Origin of the sequence: Gluconobacter sp., from assembly GCF_047722525.1 — a bacterium.
Classification (GTDB): Bacteria; Pseudomonadota; Alphaproteobacteria; order Acetobacterales; family Acetobacteraceae; genus Gluconobacter.
The window spans coordinates 23,544-42,509 of sequence record NZ_JBDNYY010000015.1 but is presented as its reverse complement, the minus strand read 5'-3'; the positions used below and the strand labels follow the sequence as shown (position 1 = coordinate 42,509).

General features: G+C 64.0%; 15 protein-coding genes and 1 pseudogene. 6 read left to right on the top strand and 10 right to left on the bottom strand.

What is annotated here, in order from left to right:
- The 5 genes and pseudogenes from ABF859_RS12160 to ABF859_RS12140 form a co-directional block, all read left to right on the top strand.
- Positions 1–347 (top strand): annotated as a pseudogene (locus ABF859_RS12160) (tRNA pseudouridine(55) synthase TruB); the annotation flags it as partial.
- Positions 307–576: a 30S ribosomal protein S15 gene (rpsO, locus tag ABF859_RS12155; protein ID WP_011253110.1), complete on the top strand. Its 270-nt coding sequence runs from the start codon at positions 307–309 to the stop codon at positions 574–576. The pseudogene ABF859_RS12160 and the gene rpsO, both read left to right, overlap by 41 nt.
- Positions 577–772: 196 nt before the next feature.
- Positions 773–2,923 (top strand): polyribonucleotide nucleotidyltransferase, encoded by a 2,151-nt coding sequence (gene pnp, locus ABF859_RS12150; RefSeq protein WP_415528040.1) that lies wholly within the window; start codon positions 773–775, stop codon positions 2,921–2,923.
- 64 nt (positions 2,924–2,987) lie between these two features.
- On the top strand, positions 2,988–4,406 hold the full coding sequence (locus ABF859_RS12145) for an NAD(P)H-dependent flavin oxidoreductase (RefSeq protein WP_415528039.1): 1,419 nt from the start codon (positions 2,988–2,990) through the stop codon (positions 4,404–4,406).
- 3 nt (positions 4,407–4,409) lie between these two features.
- Positions 4,410–6,416: an FUSC family protein gene (locus tag ABF859_RS12140; RefSeq protein WP_415528038.1), complete on the top strand. Its 2,007-nt coding sequence runs from the start codon at positions 4,410–4,412 to the stop codon at positions 6,414–6,416.
- A 79-nt stretch (positions 6,417–6,495) separates the two neighbouring features.
- Here the strand turns inward: ABF859_RS12140 and ABF859_RS12135 are convergent, their stop codons facing one another.
- From ABF859_RS12135 to ABF859_RS12105, 7 genes are all read right to left on the bottom strand, one after another.
- Positions 6,496–6,951, bottom strand: a complete 456-nt coding sequence (locus ABF859_RS12135; RefSeq protein WP_415528037.1) for a hypothetical protein — start codon at positions 6,949–6,951, stop codon at positions 6,496–6,498.
- On the bottom strand, positions 6,948–7,892 hold the full coding sequence (locus ABF859_RS12130) for a VOC family protein (protein ID WP_415528036.1): 945 nt from the start codon (positions 7,890–7,892) through the stop codon (positions 6,948–6,950). Before ABF859_RS12130 ends, ABF859_RS12135 begins: the two co-directional genes overlap by 4 nt.
- Before the next feature lie 161 nt (positions 7,893–8,053).
- On the bottom strand, positions 8,054–8,473 hold the full coding sequence (locus ABF859_RS12125; protein WP_415528035.1) for a DUF1489 family protein: 420 nt from the start codon (positions 8,471–8,473) through the stop codon (positions 8,054–8,056).
- A gap of 27 nt (positions 8,474–8,500) precedes the next feature.
- The gene (locus ABF859_RS12120; protein WP_415528034.1) at positions 8,501–9,589 is read right to left on the bottom strand and encodes a nucleoside hydrolase; all 1,089 of its coding nucleotides are present in this window, start codon (positions 9,587–9,589) and stop codon (positions 8,501–8,503) included.
- 36 nt (positions 9,590–9,625) lie between these two features.
- The gene (gene hemW, locus ABF859_RS12115; RefSeq protein WP_415528033.1) at positions 9,626–10,804 is read right to left on the bottom strand and encodes a radical SAM family heme chaperone HemW; all 1,179 of its coding nucleotides are present in this window, start codon (positions 10,802–10,804) and stop codon (positions 9,626–9,628) included.
- Entirely contained in the window at positions 10,801–12,831 is a 2,031-nt protein-coding gene (locus ABF859_RS12110) for a potassium transporter Kup (protein ID WP_415528032.1), read from the bottom strand. The genes hemW and ABF859_RS12110 overlap by 4 nt, the downstream gene beginning before the upstream one ends.
- 115 nt (positions 12,832–12,946) lie before the next feature.
- A complete protein-coding gene (locus ABF859_RS12105; protein WP_415528031.1) occupies positions 12,947–13,642 on the bottom strand; it encodes a YggS family pyridoxal phosphate-dependent enzyme in 696 nt (231 codons plus the stop codon).
- Positions 13,643–13,717: 75 nt separating this feature from the next.
- Here ABF859_RS12105 and ABF859_RS12100 point away from each other — a divergent pair, with 75 nt between their 5' ends.
- Positions 13,718–15,073 carry an RsmB/NOP family class I SAM-dependent RNA methyltransferase gene (locus ABF859_RS12100; protein WP_415528030.1) on the top strand — a complete coding sequence of 452 codons (1,356 nt, stop codon included), beginning with the start codon at positions 13,718–13,720 and terminating at the stop codon, positions 15,071–15,073.
- 402 nt (positions 15,074–15,475) lie between these two features.
- Here the strand turns inward: ABF859_RS12100 and ABF859_RS12095 are convergent, their stop codons facing one another.
- The 3 genes from ABF859_RS12095 to ABF859_RS12085 all read right to left on the bottom strand — a co-directional run bounded on the left by ABF859_RS12095 (position 15,476) and on the right by ABF859_RS12085 (position 18,934).
- Entirely contained in the window at positions 15,476–16,522 is a 1,047-nt protein-coding gene (locus tag ABF859_RS12095) for an aldo/keto reductase (protein WP_415528029.1), read from the bottom strand.
- Between the two features lie 88 nt (positions 16,523–16,610).
- Positions 16,611–18,203, bottom strand: a complete 1,593-nt coding sequence (locus tag ABF859_RS12090; protein ID WP_415528028.1) for an ATP-binding protein — start codon at positions 18,201–18,203, stop codon at positions 16,611–16,613.
- Between the two features lie 5 nt (positions 18,204–18,208).
- A complete protein-coding gene (locus ABF859_RS12085; RefSeq protein ID WP_041111923.1) occupies positions 18,209–18,934 on the bottom strand; it encodes a response regulator in 726 nt (241 codons plus the stop codon).
- Positions 18,935–18,966 lie beyond the last annotated feature (32 nt).

Genomic DNA, 18,966 nt, shown 5'->3' with positions numbered 1-18,966 from the left:
CACTGGACAAATCGACTCAAACTGTGGACAACGCCGATGCTCTTCCGGCTCCTCTGCTGGATGCGGCGACCGCGCTGGTCGACATCCCGGCGCTGGCCGTCACCGATGCGGAGGGAAGGATGCTCGTCTGGGGGCAGTCGATAGACCCCGCGGACCTCGTGCATCCTCTGCCGGCATCGTCGCAGGGGGAAGACCATCTGTGGCGCGCGATGATCGGAGAGCACGTGCTGGGTCTGTGTCATGTCCGTCATGGGCGGCTCAGGGCAGCGCGGATGCTGGAAAACCACGAGTTTTTTGGAGAACACGATGTCGATTACCGCAGAACGCCGCACGGCACTGATTTCTGAGTACAAGCAGAGCGAGACGGATACGGGTTCGCCGGAAGTGCAGGTTGCAATCCTGTCCGAGCGTATCGTCAACCTGACCGAGCACCTGAAGACCCACAAGAAGGACTTCCACTCCCGTCGTGGTCTTCTGATGATGGTCGGTCAGCGTCGTAGCCTGCTGGACTATCTCAAGCGCAAGGACCAGGCCCGTTACCAGAGCCTGATCGAGCGTCTCGGCCTGCGTCGCTGAGCTGATCTGTCCGGGAGCCTGCTCCCGGACACCCCCGCCATCGCCTGTCCGGCGGTGCGGGTGCGCGACCGGCGTTTCAGGCCACATGGTGTCATGCCGGGGACTTCCCGCCATCACCGCCATGCCGTCCGAAACGCTGCTCCGCCACCTGCCGGACGCCCGGGGATGGTTTCATCCTTAATTTGGGAAAACATGCATGTTTGATTATTTCCGTAAGGAAATCGAATGGGCCGGACGCCCTCTGATCCTGGAGACCGGCAAGGTCGCACGCCAGGCAGACGGCGCCGTCATGATCACATACGGCGACACGGTTGTGCTCTGCACCGCCGTTGGCGCCAAGAGCGTCAAGCCGGGACAGGACTTCTTCCCGCTGACGGTCAACTATCAGGAAAAGGCTTACGCCGCTGGCAAGATCCCGGGTGGGTTCTTCAAGCGTGAAGGCCGGCCGTCCGAAGCCGAAGTCCTGAACGCACGTCTGATCGATCGTCCGATCCGTCCGCTGTTCCCGGAGAACTTCCGCAACGAAGTCCAGATCACCGCAACGGTCCTGAGCTACGACAACGAGAACGATCCGGCTCTCGTGGCCCTGATTGGTTGCTCGGCTGCTCTCACCATGTCCGGCATTCCGTTCTTCGGCCCGGTCGCCTGCGCGCGCATCGGCCGCATCGACGGCAAGCTGGTCGTGAACCCGACGCATGACGAGATCAAGGACAGCACGCTCGACCTGATGGTCGCCGGTACGGCTGAAGGCGTGCTGATGGTTGAATCCGAAGCCAGCGAGCTTTCGGAAGAGACGATGCTTGAAGCCGTCACGCTGGGTCATACGTCCTTCCAGCCGGTTATCGACGCGATCATCGCGCTGGCCGAGCACGCTGCGAAGGCACCGTGGGATCTGCCGTCGCTGACGAAGGAAGAAATCGCCCTTCGCAAGCGCGTCGAGAAGGTCGGCAACAAGCTGATGGCGGACGCCTATAAGGAGCGTCAGAAGCAGGCCCGTTACAAGAAGGTCGCCGAAGCCAAGGACCGGATCAACGAGATCCTGGCCGAGGAAGGTCTGGATGTCGAACTGGCTAAGCCGATGCTCAAGGAGCTTGAGGCACAGGTCGTTCGCGGCTCCATCCTCAAGACGGGCATCCGTATCGATGGCCGTGACCTGAAGACGGTCCGTCCGATTCTGGCCGAAGTTGGCATCCTGCCGCGCGCCCATGGGTCGTCCCTGTTCACGCGTGGCGAGACGCAGGCCCTCGTGGTCGCAACGCTCGGCACGGGTCAGGACGAGCAGATCATCGACGCGCTGGAAGGTGAATACCGTTCCAACTTCATGCTGCACTACAACTTCCCGCCGTACTCAGTCGGTGAGTGTGGCCGTATGGGTTCCCCGGGCCGTCGTGAGATCGGTCACGGCAAGCTGGCATGGCGCGCGATCCACCCGCTGCTGCCGACCAAGGAAGCCTTCCCGTACACGATGCGTGTGGTTTCCGAGATCACGGAAAGCAACGGTTCGTCTTCCATGGCGACGGTCTGTGGTTCCTCGCTCGCGCTGATGGATGCCGGCGTTCCGCTGCCGCGTCCGGTTGCCGGCATTGCCATGGGCCTGATCAAGGAAGACCGTGGTTACGCCGTGCTGTCCGACATCCTGGGCGATGAAGATCACCTCGGCGACATGGACTTCAAGGTGGCGGGTACGGCTGACGGTGTGACCGCGCTGCAGATGGACATCAAGATCACGTCCATCACGCCGGAAATCATGAAGATCGCGCTGGAACAGGCCCGTGAAGGCCGTATCCACATCCTCGGCGAAATGGCCAAGGCGCTGACGGAAGGTCGTTCGGATGTTTCGGGCAATGCTCCGAAGATCACGACGATCTCCGTGCCAAAGGAAAAAATCCGTGATGTGATTGGTTCCGGCGGCAAGGTGATCCGCGAGATCGTCGAGTACTCGGGTGCCAAGGTCGATATCGGTGACGATGGCACCGTGACGATCGCTGCTTCCAATGACGAGCAGGCCCAGAAGGCCATCGCCCGCATCGAAGGCATCGTCGCCGAGCCGGAAATCGGCCGCATCTATGACGGCAAGGTCGTCAAGGCTGCCGATTTCGGTGCGTTCGTGAACTTCCTCGGCCCGCGTGACGGCCTGGTTCACATTTCTGAACTGGCTGAAGGCCGCGTTGCGAAGACGTCCGATGTCGTCAAGCAGGGCGATGCCGTGAAGGTCAAGGTCATCGGATTTGATGACCGCGGTAAGGTCAAGCTCTCCATGAGGGTTGTCGATCAGGCCACAGGCGCCGATATTACGGAAAGCGTGGGGGCCAAGCCGGGCCGTCCGCCCCGTCGCGACGCCGAATGAGTGTTGGGGCGGGGCTCGCAAGGCCCCGCCTTTTTTTTCTGAGTTTCGGAGACAGCCAGTCCCCATGAAATCTATTGATACCCTCCGTTTTGGTGGTCAGGATGTGCTGCCTCTGATCGAAGGGGGCAAAGGTGTTTCCGTCTCCACGGGCGTCTCGGCCGGACACTGGGCCGCCGCCGGTGGAATCGGAACTATCTCGGCCGTCAATGCGGACAGCTACGATCAGGACGGCCATCCCGTTCCGCAGATCTATCATGGCCGTACGCGCCGCGAACGCCAGCAGGAGCTGATCCGCTACGCGATCGACGGTGGTATCGCCCAGGCGAAGATTGCCCACGACATCTCGGGCGGCAAGGGCCGGATCAACGTCAATATCCTGTGGGAAATGGGCGGGGCCGAGGACGTCATTATCGGAATCCTCGAGGGGGCTCCGGGGCTTGTTCATGGCCTGACCTGTGGTGCGGGCATGCCCTATCGCCTGTCGGACATCGCGGTCCGTTTCGGGATTCCCTATTATCCCATCGTGTCTTCGGGACGTGCGTTCAACGCCCTGTGGCGCCGTGCGTACAGCAAGGCTCCCGAACTGCTGGGTGGCGTGGTCTATGAAGACCCGTGGCGTGCGGGTGGCCATAACGGCCTGTCCAATACGGAAAACCCGCTGTCTCCGGAAGATCCCTATCCCCGTGTTCTCGAACTGCGCCGCGTCATGCGCAATTATGGACTGGGCGAGACGCCGATCATCATGGCCGGTGGCGTGTGGCATCTCGAGGAATGGCAGGACTGGATCGGTAATCCGGAACTTGGGCCGATTGCATTCCAGTTCGGCACCCGTCCGCTGCTGACGCAGGAAAGCCCCATCCCCAATGCCTGGAAGCGTCGCCTTCTGACGCTGAAGAAAGGGGATGTGTATCTCAACCGCTTCTCCCCGACCGGGTTCTACTCCTCCGCCGTCAAGAACAGCTTTCTGAACGATCTGCGCGCGCGCTCCGAGCGGCAGGTTCCTTACAGTCCGGAAGCTGGGGACGGATACGAGGCGTCCTATGGCGTCGGTGCCCGCAAACGCGAGGTCTTCGTCCCGGCGGCTGATCGCCCGCGCATCACGGAATGGGAAGCTGCGGGTTTCACCGAGGCGCTCCGGACCCCCGATGACACGCTGGTTTTCGTGACGCCGGAAAGCGCGCGCGAGATCCTGGCTGACCAGACGGCCTGCATGGGCTGCCTGTCGCAGTGCCGGTTCTCCAACTGGATGCAGCGTGAGCCGTACACCAATGGTCAGAAGGCGGACCCGCGGTCCTTCTGCATCCAGAAGACGCTCCAGACCATTTCCCATATTCCGCCCGGCGCGGATGAGGATACGGTCATGGATCATAACCTCATGTTTGGCGGCACGAATGCGTGGCGCTTCGGAACTGACCCGTTCTATGCGAACGGCTTTGTCCCGACGGTCGGCCAGCTCGTGGAGCGTATTCTGACCGGTCGCTGAGACATGGTCCGCGATCCTCTCTCTTTTGGACCGTCACCCCGGCCTGCCCTGAACCGGGGCAGGCCGTTCGACTTTCTGACGCAGTTTCTGCTGCGCCATTCGGTCCCCGTCAGTCCGGAGCAGATCGCTCCGGCTGAGGGAAGCCGGGCCGCGGTCGCCACCGTGGTGGCACTTCTTCCCGCAATTTACGAACATCAGGCTGTGCTGGCCTGGGCCGGGTTTGCCGCGTTCTGGAGCTGCCTGATCGAGCCCGGCGGTACCGCGCGCGAACAGCTTCGCATCCTTGGAATTTTCACGGTCGGTGGCGCGATCCTCGGGGGCGTGACGTCTCTCATCGCGGTTTACCCGCTCTGGGGCGTGCTGCCCTGGCTCGTTGTGACAGGGCTGATGGTGGGCATGGCCCGGGCGTTGCGGCCCTCCATGGCGCTGCTCTGTGCCCTTCTGGGTTGTGTCATGCTGGCGGGGACGGGCTTCCCTGCCCATGATCTTCAAGACGCATTCGTTATTGCCGGGGCCTTTGGGGGCGGGGGCCTGTGGGCCATTCTCCTGTGCCTCGTTATCTGGCCGCTGCATCCTTACGCGCCCGCCCGGCGGGCCGTGGGTGGCTGTTACCGGCTTATTTCGGTGATGGCGGGCGAGATTGCTGCGGGCCGACTACAGGAAACCGTTCACCGGCAGAATGTGCGCACGGCAATCGAGCGCGCACGCGGACTGGCGCTTCAGATCGATGCCGGTCATGCAAGTTATGGTATGCGCGGGCGTCTGATCGCATCCCTTGCCGGGGCGGAGCGCCTGTTTACGGCCATGCTGGCTGTCGAGCATCTCGTCGAAACGCGCGGTCTGGATTTCGAGGCGCGGGGCACGCTGGCGGCATTTTCAGCGCTTTGCCAGCATGCCAGCGACGCCGCCCTCGAACCTGCACCGGATCTTGGACATCTCGCTGCTGAAGGACTGGCTCTTGCAGGGAGTATTCCCGCGACGGCTGGTCCGGTCGGGGAACTGGTCGCGACCAGTGCGCGGACGCTGGGGACGCTGGCCGAGGGGCTCGCGCAGAAGGAGCGCCTGCCGTTCGATACGGAATTGCCCCGGCATGTGGCACGGCTGACCCCAGCAATCTGGCAGCACGCGCTGCGTCTCGTGGTTGGTCTTCTGGCGACCTACATGACAAGTCTGTGGCTGGGGCTGGATTACGGCTTCTGGGCTCTGGTGGCCCTGCTGCTGGTCGTTCAGCCATCCGGACAGACGACGCTCGTGCGGGCGCTGGAGCGTGTGCTTGGGACCGTAGGCGGGGGGGTGCTGGCGCTGCTGCTGACGCCATTCCTGCCGGGCTCGGCCCAGATGCTCGCGGCGGTGGCCGTGTTCGTGATCGGCGCGATCGCGATGCGGGCGGTGAATTACACCATGCTCGTCGTGTTCATCAGCGCACAGTTCATCGTTGTGACGGAAATGATCATGCCGTCGCAGGGTGTGGCGTGGATGCGGATGCTCGACAACACGCTCGGCAGCGTGATCGGGCTGCTCTGTGCTTTCATTGTCTGTCCACAACGGCGCGGGCAGGACATGGATGGCCTGTTGCGGACGGCCGTCGTGGGGAACCTGCGTTATCTGGCGGCAGTGCTGAAGCGGGAAGATCCGGTCATGACGGATCGCATCCAGCGGCTGGCAGGCATTGATACGACCCGGGCGGAGTTTGCCCGCGGGTCGCTGCCCATTCTGGGCGGTGTTTCTGCCGTGGGGGAACGGGCGACGCAGGCTCACGCCCTGTTGCGGTCGCTGCGTCGGCTGAGTGGAGAGGCGACCCTGCTGCGTTTCGATATTTCAGCCGGGCTGTGTGAGGGCGATGCTCAGGCCGGGGAGCGATGGAGCGACACGGCTGCGTCCCTTGCAGGAGGCGCGCCCCTGTCCGAGATCGCCCTGAAGATTGAAAACGGAGACGTCATGGCCGAGATCGCAGCTCTGGAGCGCGCAGGGCGTGGCTCTGACAGTCCAAAAGGTGATTCCGGGACCTGACACGCCCAGGGAACTGAGACTGATTGCCGGAGACGGGAAATCGTCTCCGGCGTTTTCATGTCTGGATAGGCCGGAAGGGTCAGCGGCGTCCACCGCCGCCATGACCACCACCGTGACCTCCGCCGGGGCCACCTCCGCCTGGACCACCGTGCCCGCCGCCGCCCGGGCCACCTCCGCCTGGACCGCCGTGCCCCCCGCCGCCGGGTCCACCACCGGGGCCGCCATGGCCGCCGCCACCCATGCCCCCGGGGCCATGCCCGCCCGGACCGTGACCGCCGGGACCATGACCCGGACCACCGGGTCCCCGACCTCCGGGGCCCCGTCCGCGATAGGGGCCGACACCATAACCTGGCCCCCAGCCGGAGCCCCATCCACCGCTCCAGCCGCTGTTGTAACCACTGTAATAGCCACCGCCGCCATAGCCGCCGTAACCATCATACCCGTATCCGTCATAGCCGACGCAGCCGGACAGCATGCCTAGCAGGCAGAGCGCGCCGCCGATGCGGGCGAAGGTCTTCGTTGTCCGACGGGTCATTTCGCGTCTCCTGCCGCGATGGGATCATGCCATTCCATGACGCCGAAAGCGGCACCCGCCGGGTCGGCGAGGACGGCGATCAGGCTGTTCTGGTGATCGAGATGGGGCTCGACCAGAACGTGGCCGCCGAGTTGGACGGCCTTTTCGGCGGCGCTGCCCACACTGTCCACCTGCACGAAGCTGAGCCAGCGGGCGCGGGCATTGGGGGGCAGGCGCGGGGGGAGTGGGTTGACGGTCGCGCGCGCCACGGACTGGGATTCCAGAATGTAGCGCTGGTTGGTGTCGGGAGATGGTGCGGCCTCGACCTGATAGCCAAAGAGCTTCTGGTAGAAGCCGGCGCTGGCGGAGGGGGTGGAGGTCAGGAGGGCGTTCCAGATCCAATCGCCCTGTGCGGTGGCGTCTGTATCGTTTGGATCGCCCTGCGGGGCGCGCAGGGTGGCGAACAGGGCCCCCTGTGGATCGGCGATGATGGCCTGCTCGCCACGGCCCTGAATGAGGGTCGGGCGGAACAGCACTTTTGCGCCCCACTGGCGGGACGATTTTGCCAGACCCGGGACGTCAGGCGCTGAAATGAAGGGAAGCCAGATGGGACGGGGGGGATTGTCGGTATCGGGCAGGGGACGCTCGACAAGTCCCGCGACGACATGGCCGTTCACGAGCGCTTCGGCGTAATGGCCGCGGGAGACGGGACGGTCCTGAAAGGTCCAGCCCAGAAGACTGCCATAGAATGTCTTGGCTTTGGCGAGGTCGGGCGTCGTGAGCTGGGCGTAGACGATTTTGCCGGGCAGGAGCGGGGCGCTGGAGACCGCTGCGGGCTGGGTGCCGGTCGTCTGGGCGTGGGCGGCGGGAGCAGCCGCTGTCAGGCCGAGACCGATGGAAAGGGCCGCCGACAGGGTGACGGCAGCCGTGCCTGCTCGGGAAGGGCGGGGAAAGGGGGGCAAGGCGGCACTCCTTCTGTTCAGGCCCGCGCGGAGCGCCTCTGGGACGGTCAGGGCAGGGCGGAGGGGAACATCTTCTGGCTCCCGGGAATAGGGGCATGACGTTTCATGTTCCATACCGTTCCCGGAATGCAGCAAAAATGTGGCAGGTCGCTCTGGGAGGGTCAGATCAGGGCGAGTTCGGCCAGTTCCCGTCGGAGCTGGGGAGGAAGCTCGGCGATGCCGTCCTGACCGTGGCTGGTGCCCAGATCAGGGGGGGCATCCTTGGGATCAAGGTAACGCCAGCCCTGAAACGGGCGCATGGGGCGGGGCTGGACGGGGATGATGTCGTCGGAGACGACGATCAGCGTGCCCGTGCTCCCATCCGCACGCTGGCAGGATTCCAGCCCGATGATCGGCTGGCGGCACAGGATCATGCCGTCCATGACGCGGTACAGGGAGCCGCCATCCAGCACTTCTTCCGCCCGTTTGGGCATGGTGCGGGTCTGGACGGTGGCGTGGCCGTTGATGCGGTAGTGGTTGAGCCGCTCGCGCAGGACTTCGAGGCTTGGGCAGCCGACGGCCAGCTTGATGATGTTCAGCATGTGTGTCGGTTGCCCTCCTTCAAGTTTTCAGTGCGTGCCCAGGGCGTTCTGGGACTGCGAGACGAACTCGTTGATGAAGCGTGCTTTGTCGATGGACTGTACGATCTTCACCTTCCGCAGCTTTATGCCCTTCGGAGCCGTGGAGTCCGGCCAGATGTGGGCGTGTCCGTAATCCATCCCGTGCTCGATGTTGACGTCCATGACCGCCGTGACGGATTTCGTGATCAGTGTGGGATCAACGGCGATGGCGGAGGTCAGTTCATCCCACAGCGGCAGGGGCGCCTGATACTTTTTCAGATAGTCCGTGACGGCGTTGTGCTTCGTATCGATCCGGTCTGCGAGTTCGGGCGTCATCATGATGTCGTTCGAGACGTTGCCGACGCAGGTGATGGCAGCCCATGGGGCCGTCAGGGCAATCCGGGCCGCTTCCGGGTCCATGATCAGGTTGAAGTCGGACGCGAAGTCGGCATTGCCGGTGACGGACATCATGCTCGCATCCAGCAGACCGCCCATGAAGACGAGCTGTTTGGCTGTCTCGGCAAAAGTCGGGTCAATCCGGATGGCGAGGGCGAGGTTCGTCAGCGGGCCCGCGGCGATGATCGTGACCTGATGTGGATGGGCGTGAACTTCGCGGATCAGGAACATGGCGGCCGGGAGCGGATCGGCAGCGATATGCGGCGCGCCTTCCGGCAGCTTGCCGATGGGCGGCTGTGTGGCCGGAACGTGCGCGATGGAACCGAGACCGCCCCACGCCCCCTTCCATGGAATGACGCCGAACTGCTGTTCGCGCAGCTTGGTTTCCGCCACCGTATTGACCAGCGGCGTGGTGGCGCCGTCAGCCACGGGGACCTGTGTCTGGCGGGCGATTTCCAGAAAGCGGAGGGCATGCGCCGTGCCCGCATTTTCCCAGTCATCGCCGATGACGGAGGTCAGGCCGAGCAGCGTCACTCCGGGGCGGTTGAGCAGGGGGATGATGGACTGGATGTTGGAGCCGCCCGGGCCGAGGAAGTCGTTGTCGAGCACGACGTAATTCGGAGCGGGAGCAGCGTTCGCTGCGGCAAGCGGGGCCAGAACGGTGCAGGCGGCCAGGAGGGTAGAGAGAATGGATCGGCGCATGGTCTCTTCCAGATGGATTAAGACGGGATCATGCCTTCAAGTGACCAGTCGCGCCAGTATTGCTTCAAGCCGAAGCCGTCCTTCGCCCGTCGCGCGCAGGATGCCGTTGTTCCGTTCAAGGTAGTTTTCCTCGATACAGGCTTCGAGCAGGGCCGGGTCCACGCAGTCCATGAGTGCCCGTCCCGTGCGAACTGCGAAGGCAGCCTCGTTAATGCCTTCGGACAGGCGCAGGCCCATCAGCAGGGCTTCGCGGCCTTTTTCTTCCGGGGTGAGGAGGGTTTCTTCCGTGCTGCCGGAGCCTGTTTTTTCCACGCGCTCGGCCCAGGGTTCGGGCGCACGGTGACGGCGGGTGGCGTAAAGTTCGCCATCCAGCATCAGGCGGCCATGAGCGCCGGGGCCGATGCCGATATAGTCCGCATAGCGCCAGTAGGTCAGGTTATGCCGGCTTTCCGCGCCGGGGCGGGCATAGTTCGAGACTTCATAGGGCAGGAGGCCGTGACGGGCGGCGATCTCGCCGGTCAGGTCATAGAGGCGGGCGGCTGTGTCTTCGTCGGGGAGGGTGAGTTCGCCACGGCGGTGCATGGCTTCGAACTTCGTGCCGGGTTCGATGGTGAGTTGATACAGCGACAGGTGATCGGCAACGAGGTCGAGCGCGGTGGTGAGTTCGTCCGTCCAGTCGGCGTCGCTCTGGTCCGGACGGGCGTAGATCAGGTCGAAGGAAATGCGCGGGAAAAGTGTCCGTGCGGTTTCGAGTGCGCGGATGGCCTGGGTGGCGGAGTGTTCGCGGCCGAGCTTGTGCAGCGCATCGTCCCGCAGGCTCTGCACGCCGAGCGACACGCGGTTAACGCCCGCCTGACGGAACGCCGCGAATTTTCCGGCCTCGACGCTGGTGGGATTGGCTTCGAGCGTGATTTCGAGGTCGTCTTCCGCATCGAACAGGCGATGCGCGTCCTCGATCAGGGCGGCGACCGTTTCGGGTGCCATGAGGGAGGGCGTGCCACCGCCGAAGAAGATCGAGCGCAGGGGGCGTTTGACGCCGTCGCGGGTCAGGCGGGCGGCGTCATGGGCCAGTTCACGGCGCAGGGCTTGGGCGAAGCGCTGCTGCGGGATCACTTCCCGGACATGGGAATTGAAATCGCAGTAGGGGCACTTCGCCAGACAGAACGGCCAGTGGATGTAGAGGGAGAGGGGCCCGGGTTGAGATGCGGTTGTCAAATGGCGATCCGGACACCGAACTCCACCACGCGGTCAGGCGGGATGCGCAGGAACTCTGTTGTGGAGGCGGCATTGCGCAGGAGGAGCAGGAAGATCCACATCCGCCAGAGCTGCATCTTCGGCACGCGCGAACGCACGACGAGTTCGTGCGACGTGAAATAGGATGCCTGGATGGCGTCGAACGCCACGCCGAGTGCGTTCAGCTCCAGCAGGGCGCGGGGAAGATTGGGCATCTCCATGAAGCCGTAGCGGACGATGACGCGGTGGATGTTGGGGGCCAGTTCCTGAACGATGGCGCGGTGGCCGCGCTCGGCTTCCGGCTTGTCCAGGTTTTCGACCGTCACGAACATGATGTGGTCGTGCAGGACCTTGTTGTGCTTGAGGTTATGCAGCAGCGAGTTTGGTACGATGTCGGGATTGGCGGTCAGGAAGACTGCCAGACCGGGCACCCGGATCGTACGGGACTGCGGCAGGCGGGCGAGGAAAGAGCCCATCGGCATGGAATCTGCCTGCTGGCGGGCCGCGATGAGGCTGCGGCCGCGCTTCCAGGTGGTCATGATGATGGTGCTGATGATGCCGATCGCCAGCGGAACCCAGCCGCCATCGGGGATCTTGAGCACGTTCGCCGAGAAGAAGATGCTGTCCACGATGAAGAAGAAGCCGAAGACGATGCCGACCGTAGCGGACTTCCAGCCGAAGACGCGGCGGAACACCACCATGGCCAGAACGCAGGTGCACAGGAATGTGCCGGTCACGGCGATGCCATAGGCCGCGGCCAGTGCGGAGGAGGAGCGGAAGGCCATAACCAGCACCAGCGCGCCGAACGCCAGAATCCAGTTAAGGGAGGGCAGGTAGATCTGCGCTTCCTCTGACGCATTGGTGTGTACGATGCGGGTGCGGGGCAGGTAGCCGAGCTGGATGAGCTGGCGGCACAGGGAGAAGCTGCCCGAGATGCCGGCCTGCGAGGCGATGACGGTCGCGAAGGTCGCGAGGATCAGCATCGGGATCTGCGCCCAGTGCGGCACCAGCAGGTAGAACGGGTTGGACAGGGCGTGCGGATCGTGGATCAGCAGGGCAGCCTGTCCGAAATAGTTCAGCGTCAGGGAGGGCAGGACGAAGAACAGCCACGCCTTGCGGATGGGCGCGCGTCCGAAATGGCCCATGTCGGCGTAAAGCGCTTCCGCACCCGTGACGGAGAGGACGACCGAACCCAGTGCGATGAACGACAGGTAGCCGTGCATGATGATGAATTCGAGCGCGAAGGTCGGGGACAGGGCGAGCAGGATGTGCGGGTAAAGGAAGATGCCCTTGACGCCGAGGATGGCGAGGACAGCAAACCAGCACACCATGATTGGCCCGAATGCCTTGCCGATCCTGCCCGTCCCCAGCACCTGAACAGAGAACAGTCCGACCAGCACGACCATCGCCAGTGGGATGATGATGTGGCTGGCGGAGGGAACGGATGTTTCGATGCCTTCAACGGCCGAGAGCACCGAAATGGCAGGGGTGATGATGCTGTCGCCGAAGAACAGGCAGGTGCCCGCAATGCCGACGAGGCCGAACAGCCATCGGAAATGCTGCGACTTGCAGACGCGCTGGGCCAGCGACATGAGCGCGATGATGCCACCCTCGCCATCATGGTCGGCCCGCATGATGAGGATGACGTACTTGATGGTGACGATGAGCATCAGCGCCCAGAAGGTCAGGCTCGCAAGGCCCATGATTTCCCAGGGCTGGGCGGGGGCCTTGGGGGAACTGACGATGCTGACCGAGGATTGCAGCGCGTAGAGCGGGCTTGTGCCGATATCGCCGTAGACCACGCCCAGAACCGCGAGCAGTGCGCCCATGCCGGCGGGACGGTGATGGCTGGAGCCATCCTCTTCGCCGCCGATTTCGTGGGTATGCCCTTCCGAGCGGGCCTGTTCGATCGTCTGGACGATTTCACCGGAGTCGTTGGGAATCCCCACGCCGTGAGGCAGGTTGCTGGAGGCGTGGTCACCGTCATGTTCAGGCATTGCTGGTTCCATTTACGGGCGTCAATAGAGTGCCGCTGTCTACTGTCACAACGCTCTTCAAGCGCGGCTCCGCATCAGGGCAACTGTCCCTCATGACAAGATTTCTGCGGTGGACGCAAGCCGCGTGTCAGGATTGTGGCGCGGGGCGGCTTCCGAAAATGGCGGTTCCGACCCGGACGAGGGTCGCATTTTCGGCAATGGCGGTTTCAAAATCCGCGGACATGCCCATCGACAGCACAGGCAGGCTGTGACGCTGGCTTATCTGGCGCAGAAGCCGGAAATGGGGTGTAGGGTCCTCGCTTTCGGGGGGGATGCACATCAGGCCGCGGATCTTGGGGCCGAACCTTTCGAGCGAGGCTTCGATGAAGGCGTCGGCTTCTTCGCGCGGAACGCCGGATTTCTGCGGTTCGTCGCCCGTATTGACCTGAACGAGAAGCTCGGGGAGGCGGCCGGCTTTCTGTGCGGCTTTTTCGAGGGCATCGGACAGGGCGGGGCGGTCGAGGCTTTCGATCATGTCGGCGATTTCGCAGGCTTCGGTGGCCTTGTTGGTCTGAAGGCCGCCGATGATGTGCAGCCGCAGGTCGGGGAAGCTCTTGCGGAGTTGCGGAAACTTGGAGGCCGCTTCCTGCACGCGGTTTTCGCCGAACAGGCGCTGGCCGGCTTTCAGGGCGGCTTCGACACTCTCGATCGGGTGGAACTTGCTGACGGCGACGAGGGAGACGTCCGCCTCTGCACGTCCGGCCTTTTCGCAGGCCAGGGCGATGCGGTTGCGGATGGCGGCGAGGTTCCCGCTGATAAGGTTCTGGGCAATAAGATCGGACATGTCTGGAGAAGACTCCATTGCGTCCGTGGCCGCAAGATGCGATTTCGGCAGGATGCGAGAGACCGATAACCAGTCATGACCGAGAAAACTTCCCACAAGTCGCCCCGTAATCCGGCTTCCGGAAACCGGAATGGCGGTTCACGTCCGTCCCGGGGTTCTTCCCACGGGCGGACGCAGCAGCGCCGGCCTGCGCCGGACCCGACGCGCGACCTTGCGTTCGATATCGTCTGTGGCGTGGTCGAGCATCGCCGGATGCTGGAAACGACGCTGGACCGTGCCGGACAAGGACTGGATCCGCGCGATCGTGCGTCCGCGCATCGGCTGGCTGCGACCACGCTGCGTCATCTGGGCAGCATGACCGAACTGCTTCAGCCGCTGCTGCGCCGCGAGCCGCCCGAGCCGGTGCGCTGTGCGCTGCTGATGGGGGTGGCGCAGTTGCTGCATCTGGAAACGCCGCCTCATGCGGCGGTGGGCACGATCGTGGATCTGCTGCGTCGCCGTGGTCTTGCACCGTTCGCGGGGCTGGCCAATGCGGTGCTGCGGCGCGTGTCGCGGGAAGGGCACGACCTGCTGGACGGTCTGGACGAGGATCGGCTGGATGTGCCGCCCTGGCTGTGGAGTGCGTGGGGCAAGCGGGCACGGGCGATTTCGCGTGGCCTGCATCGTGAAGCGCCGCTGGATCTGACCCTGCGTCCAGGGGCAGTTGCGCCAGAGGGTGGCGAAGTGTTGCCGACCGGCTCCGTGCGCTATCCGGCCGGGACGCGGATCACGACGCTGGAAGGTTTCGAGGACGGGGCGTTCTGGGCGCAGGACGTGGCGGCGACGATGCCGGTGAAGCTCATGGGAGACGTAGCGGGCAAGACCGTCGTGGATCTCTGTGCTGCGCCGGGCGGCAAGACGGCGCAGCTTGCGACAGCGGGCGCGCATGTCGTGGCGGTCGAGCGTGAGGAAGCGCGGGCGAAGCGGCTTGAGGAAAACATCGCGCGTCTGAAGCTGTCGGCAAAGACGGTTGTGGCGGATGCCGCAACATGGCGTCCGGACGCGCCGGTAGACATGGTTCTGCTTGACGCGCCGTGTTCTGCAACAGGCACGCTGCGCCGTCATCCAGATGTGCTGTGGATCAAGCGCCCGCGCGATGTGACGGCCTTGGCGGAAGGTCAGGATGCGCTGATCGACGCGGCACACGAGATGCTCAAACCGGGCGGCGTGCTGCTTTATGCCGTGTGTTCGCTGCAGGACGAGGAAGGTCCAGAGCGGATCAAGGCGGCTATTACGCGCGGCGGCTGGAAGTTCGATCCGTTCTCCGAAGCCGAACTGGCGGATATGTCCGTCGCGCGGACCTGGGACGGGATGTTCCGCACCCATCCGGGTCTGTGGAGTGAACTCGGTGGCATGGACGGGTTCTTTGCCGCGCGACTGATCCGACTCTGATCGTTGACGTGCGGCCTGAGTGAATATCCCAGATGTGAATCGGGAACCTGCCACGTGACCTGATGGATATTCCGCTGCGTGGAAGGCTGCGGGAGCGGAAAGGTCATCCGGGTCCCGTCGTTCTCCCTGTCAGGAGAAATCCTGAACTGGTTGGGCAGGGTAGGTTTCCTGCAGGGGCATGAAATGGATGATATCGTCAGCCTTCTCGCATACGGTCATGTTCTGGTCCGTGAGCATGTCCTCGTGACAGGAGGCAAGAGCCGGAAAGAAGACGATCCGGCGCGTGAGGCCTCCTACAGAGTTGTGACGCGACTCAAGCCTGTATCATTCGGTACCGCAATACAAAGAAAATGATACTCATTTGGGTCGCGCCCTCGGAGGGAGGCGTCAGACGATCTGTCCTCAGGGAGCCGGGTTGGAGTGGACCTGATGGATGGCGTTGATCTTCTCTTCCAGTTCGGGCGTGATGGTCACGTTTTCCGCGCCGAGAATGGTGCGGAGCTGCTCGAGGCTGGTGGCGCCGATGATGTTGGATGTCACGAAGGGGCGGGATGTGACGAAAGCGATGGCGAGCTGGACGGGGTCGATCCCTTCCTCGCGGGCCAGATCGAGATAGGCCGTGATGGCCTCATCAACGCCGGGCTTCTGGTAGCGCTGGCCACGGTTGAACAGCGTGGTGCGGGTGCCGGCGGGACGGGCGCCGTTCAAGTATTTTCCGGTGAGGTAACCCTGAGCCAGCGGGGAGTAGGCCAATAGCCCGACCTTCTCCTGAAGCGCCATTTCCGCCAGCCCGATCTCGAACGTCCGGTTGATGAGGTTGTAGGCGTTCTGGATGGAGGCCACGCGGGGCAGGCCGGTGCGGGAGGCTTCCAGAAACTTCGAGACACCCCAGGCGGTTTCGTTGGAGAGGCCGACATGGCGGATCTTCCCCTCGTTTACGAGATCGCTGAGCACGCCGAGCGTGTCCTCGATGGGAACGGAGGTTTCTTCGGGCAGATCGCGGAAGGTCGTGCCGCCTTCGCCGAACAGGCCGATTTTCCGGTCGGGCCAGTGGAGCTGGTAGAGATCGATGTAATCGGTGCCGAGGCGTCGGAGGGAGCCTTCGAGGGCGTAGCGGATCTGGCGCGGCGTCAGGCGGGCTTCTTCGCCATCGGGGCGGAACCACGGCATGGCAGTCCGGCCGACGACCTTGCTGGCGATGACGACGCGGTCACGGCCGCCGCGGGCTTTCAGCCAGCTTCCGATGATGGTTTCGGTTGAACCCTGCGTCTCGGCGCGGGGTGGGATGGAATAGAGTTCGGCCGTGTCGATGAAGTTGATGCCATGGTCGAGCGCCATGTCGAGCTGGGCGTGACCTTCGGCTTCGGTGTTCTGCTGACCGAAGGTCATGGTGCCGAGGCAGATTTCGCTGACGGCAATGCCGGTGCGGCCAAGTTCACGCTGTTTCATGAGAAAGACCTGATCAGAAAATGGGGGAAGCCCCCAGCATGGAAGGCCCGGCACCATTGATCAAGATGCGGGGCCGTTCGGACCAGAATTACGGGGCCAGCGTGACGATGACGCGCAGGCCGCCGCTGGGCCGGTTTTCGAGGCGGACATTGCCGCCCTGACCGTGCAGGATGGTGCGGGCAATGGACAGGCCCAGCCCGCTTCCGCCGGTTTCGCGGTTGCGGCTGCTCTCGATGCGGACGAAAGGCTCGAACACCCGGTCCAGTTCGCTTTCGGGCAGGCCCGGACCATTATCCTCGATCAGGATCTTGACCGCATTGCCCTTCTCGCCCGGATTGGTGGCGGGGATGAGCGTGACATGCGCGCTGCCACCGTATTTCAGGGCGTTGAGGATCAGGTTGTTCAGGGCGCGTTTGAGCGCGACCGAACGGGCCTTGATGCGGACCGGAACATTGGGCGGCTCGTAGAACAAATCATCGGCCTTGTCCGGCAGGCTTTCCGCCGCCTCGTCCATGATGGTCTGGAGCAGGGCGCGCAGGTCGAGCGAGACGATGGGTTCGGCCGAAGCGCTGTCGCGTCCGAAGGCCAGTGTGGCGGCGACCATGGCTTCCATTTCGTCCAGATCGGCCAGGACCTTGTTGCGCAGTTCGTCGTCGTCGATGAATTCGGCACGGAGCTTGAGGCGCGTGATGGGGGTACGCAGGTCGTGGCCGATGGCGGTCAGCATGAGTGTGCGGTCCGTCACGAAGCGGCGGATGCGCATGGCCATCGTGTTGAAGGCGATGGCGGCGCGGCGGATTTCGGACGGGCCGTTTTCTGGCAGGGCTGCCGTGTTGACGTCGCGACCCAGCGCTTCGGCGGCGTTGGCCAGCGTCGTGACGGGCGCGATCAGCCGCTGCGTGGCCCAGACGATCAGCGCGCTTCCGGCGATCGACATGATGAGAAAGGCGATCATGAAGGTCGGGGAACCGAACGGATTGGGCAGGGGAGTGACGAAGCGGACCACGACCCAGCAATCCCGGTCCGGCAGGAGGATCGAGGTCGAATGGGTGCGCATTTTCTGCCCGATCAGGACCTTGCGCGGATAGAGCGAGGACGGCAGGAGCGCCCAGCGCATGAAGGGCGGCATGTCACGCCGCCGCATGGCGCCGGGGAAGTGGGGCTCTCCGGGCAGGTGATCCATGTCCGGATGATGGAATTCAGGTCCGGGCAGCCCCAGTGGCGGTCCCATGCCGGGTCCCGGGAACCCGGGGCCGCCCATCCCCGGTTCACCCATGCCCGGACCGGGATGCGGCATATCCTGTCCGGGCATGGGGGGAGGGAAGCCTTCGTGGCCCGGCGCATCGTCGTGCAGACGGTGCATGAAGGGAGGCGGCGCAATCGCCGGGAAGGGGATTTCATGCCCTTCGATCAGCGGATCCGGCTCCTTGAGCAGCAGGACGGTGACGTTGGAAGGGACGTGCAGGTCGTCGATCGCATCGGGACGGTCGGCGGGTTTGGCTTCCGCCACCGTGCGGTAGATGGAAAAGACCTGCACCTGTTCTTCGTGGACCTGGCTGCGTTCTTCCAGATCGAAGCGGTCGAGCGCATGGATCGCAAGTCCCGCTGCTTCCACGACCGCAAGACCCACGATCAGCAGGAGGCTGGTCCGGGTGACGAGAGAGCGTGGAAGGATGTGCATCGGGATCAGAGACGCTCGACCTCTGCCGCGAGGACATAGCCGCCACCGCGGACCGTCTTGATGACCTGCGCGTTGCGACCGTCATCCTCGAGCTTGCGGCGCAGGCGGCTGATGGCCACGTCGATCGCGCGGTCGAACGGCCCGGCCTGACGGCCCCGCAGCAGTTCCAGCAGCATGTCGCGTGTCAGGACGCGGTTGGCGCGTTCGAGCAGTGCCATGAGCAGGTCGTATTCGCCGCCGGTGAGGGAGACCTCCGCCCCGTCCGGGTTCAGCAGACGGCGACGTACGGGATCGAGGCACCAGCCGGCGAAATGGATCTTGCGGGTGTCGGCGGCCTGACGCTTGTCTTCGACATCGACCGTCCGGCGCAGCACGGCGCGGATGCGGGCGAGCAGTTCGCGAGGATTGAACGGCTTGGCGACATAATCGTCCGCGCCGAATTCGAGGCCGATGATCCGGTCCGTCTCGTCGCTCATGGCGGTGAGCATGATGATGGGGACGTTGTCCTGCGAGCGCAGCCAGCGTGCGACTTCAAGGCCGCTCTCGCCGGGCAGCATCAGGTCCAGCACCACGAGCTGGTAATGCCCGTTGGCCCAGGCCTTGCGCGCCTCGCGGGCGTCACGGGCGGCTGTGACGCGGAAATGGTTGCGTTCGAGGAACTGGCTCAGCAGTTCCCGGATCTCGCGGTCATCATCCACGACCAGAAGATGGGGCAGTGTTTCCGTGCTCATGACCAGAGGCCTTTCGGGAATGCTGTGACCGC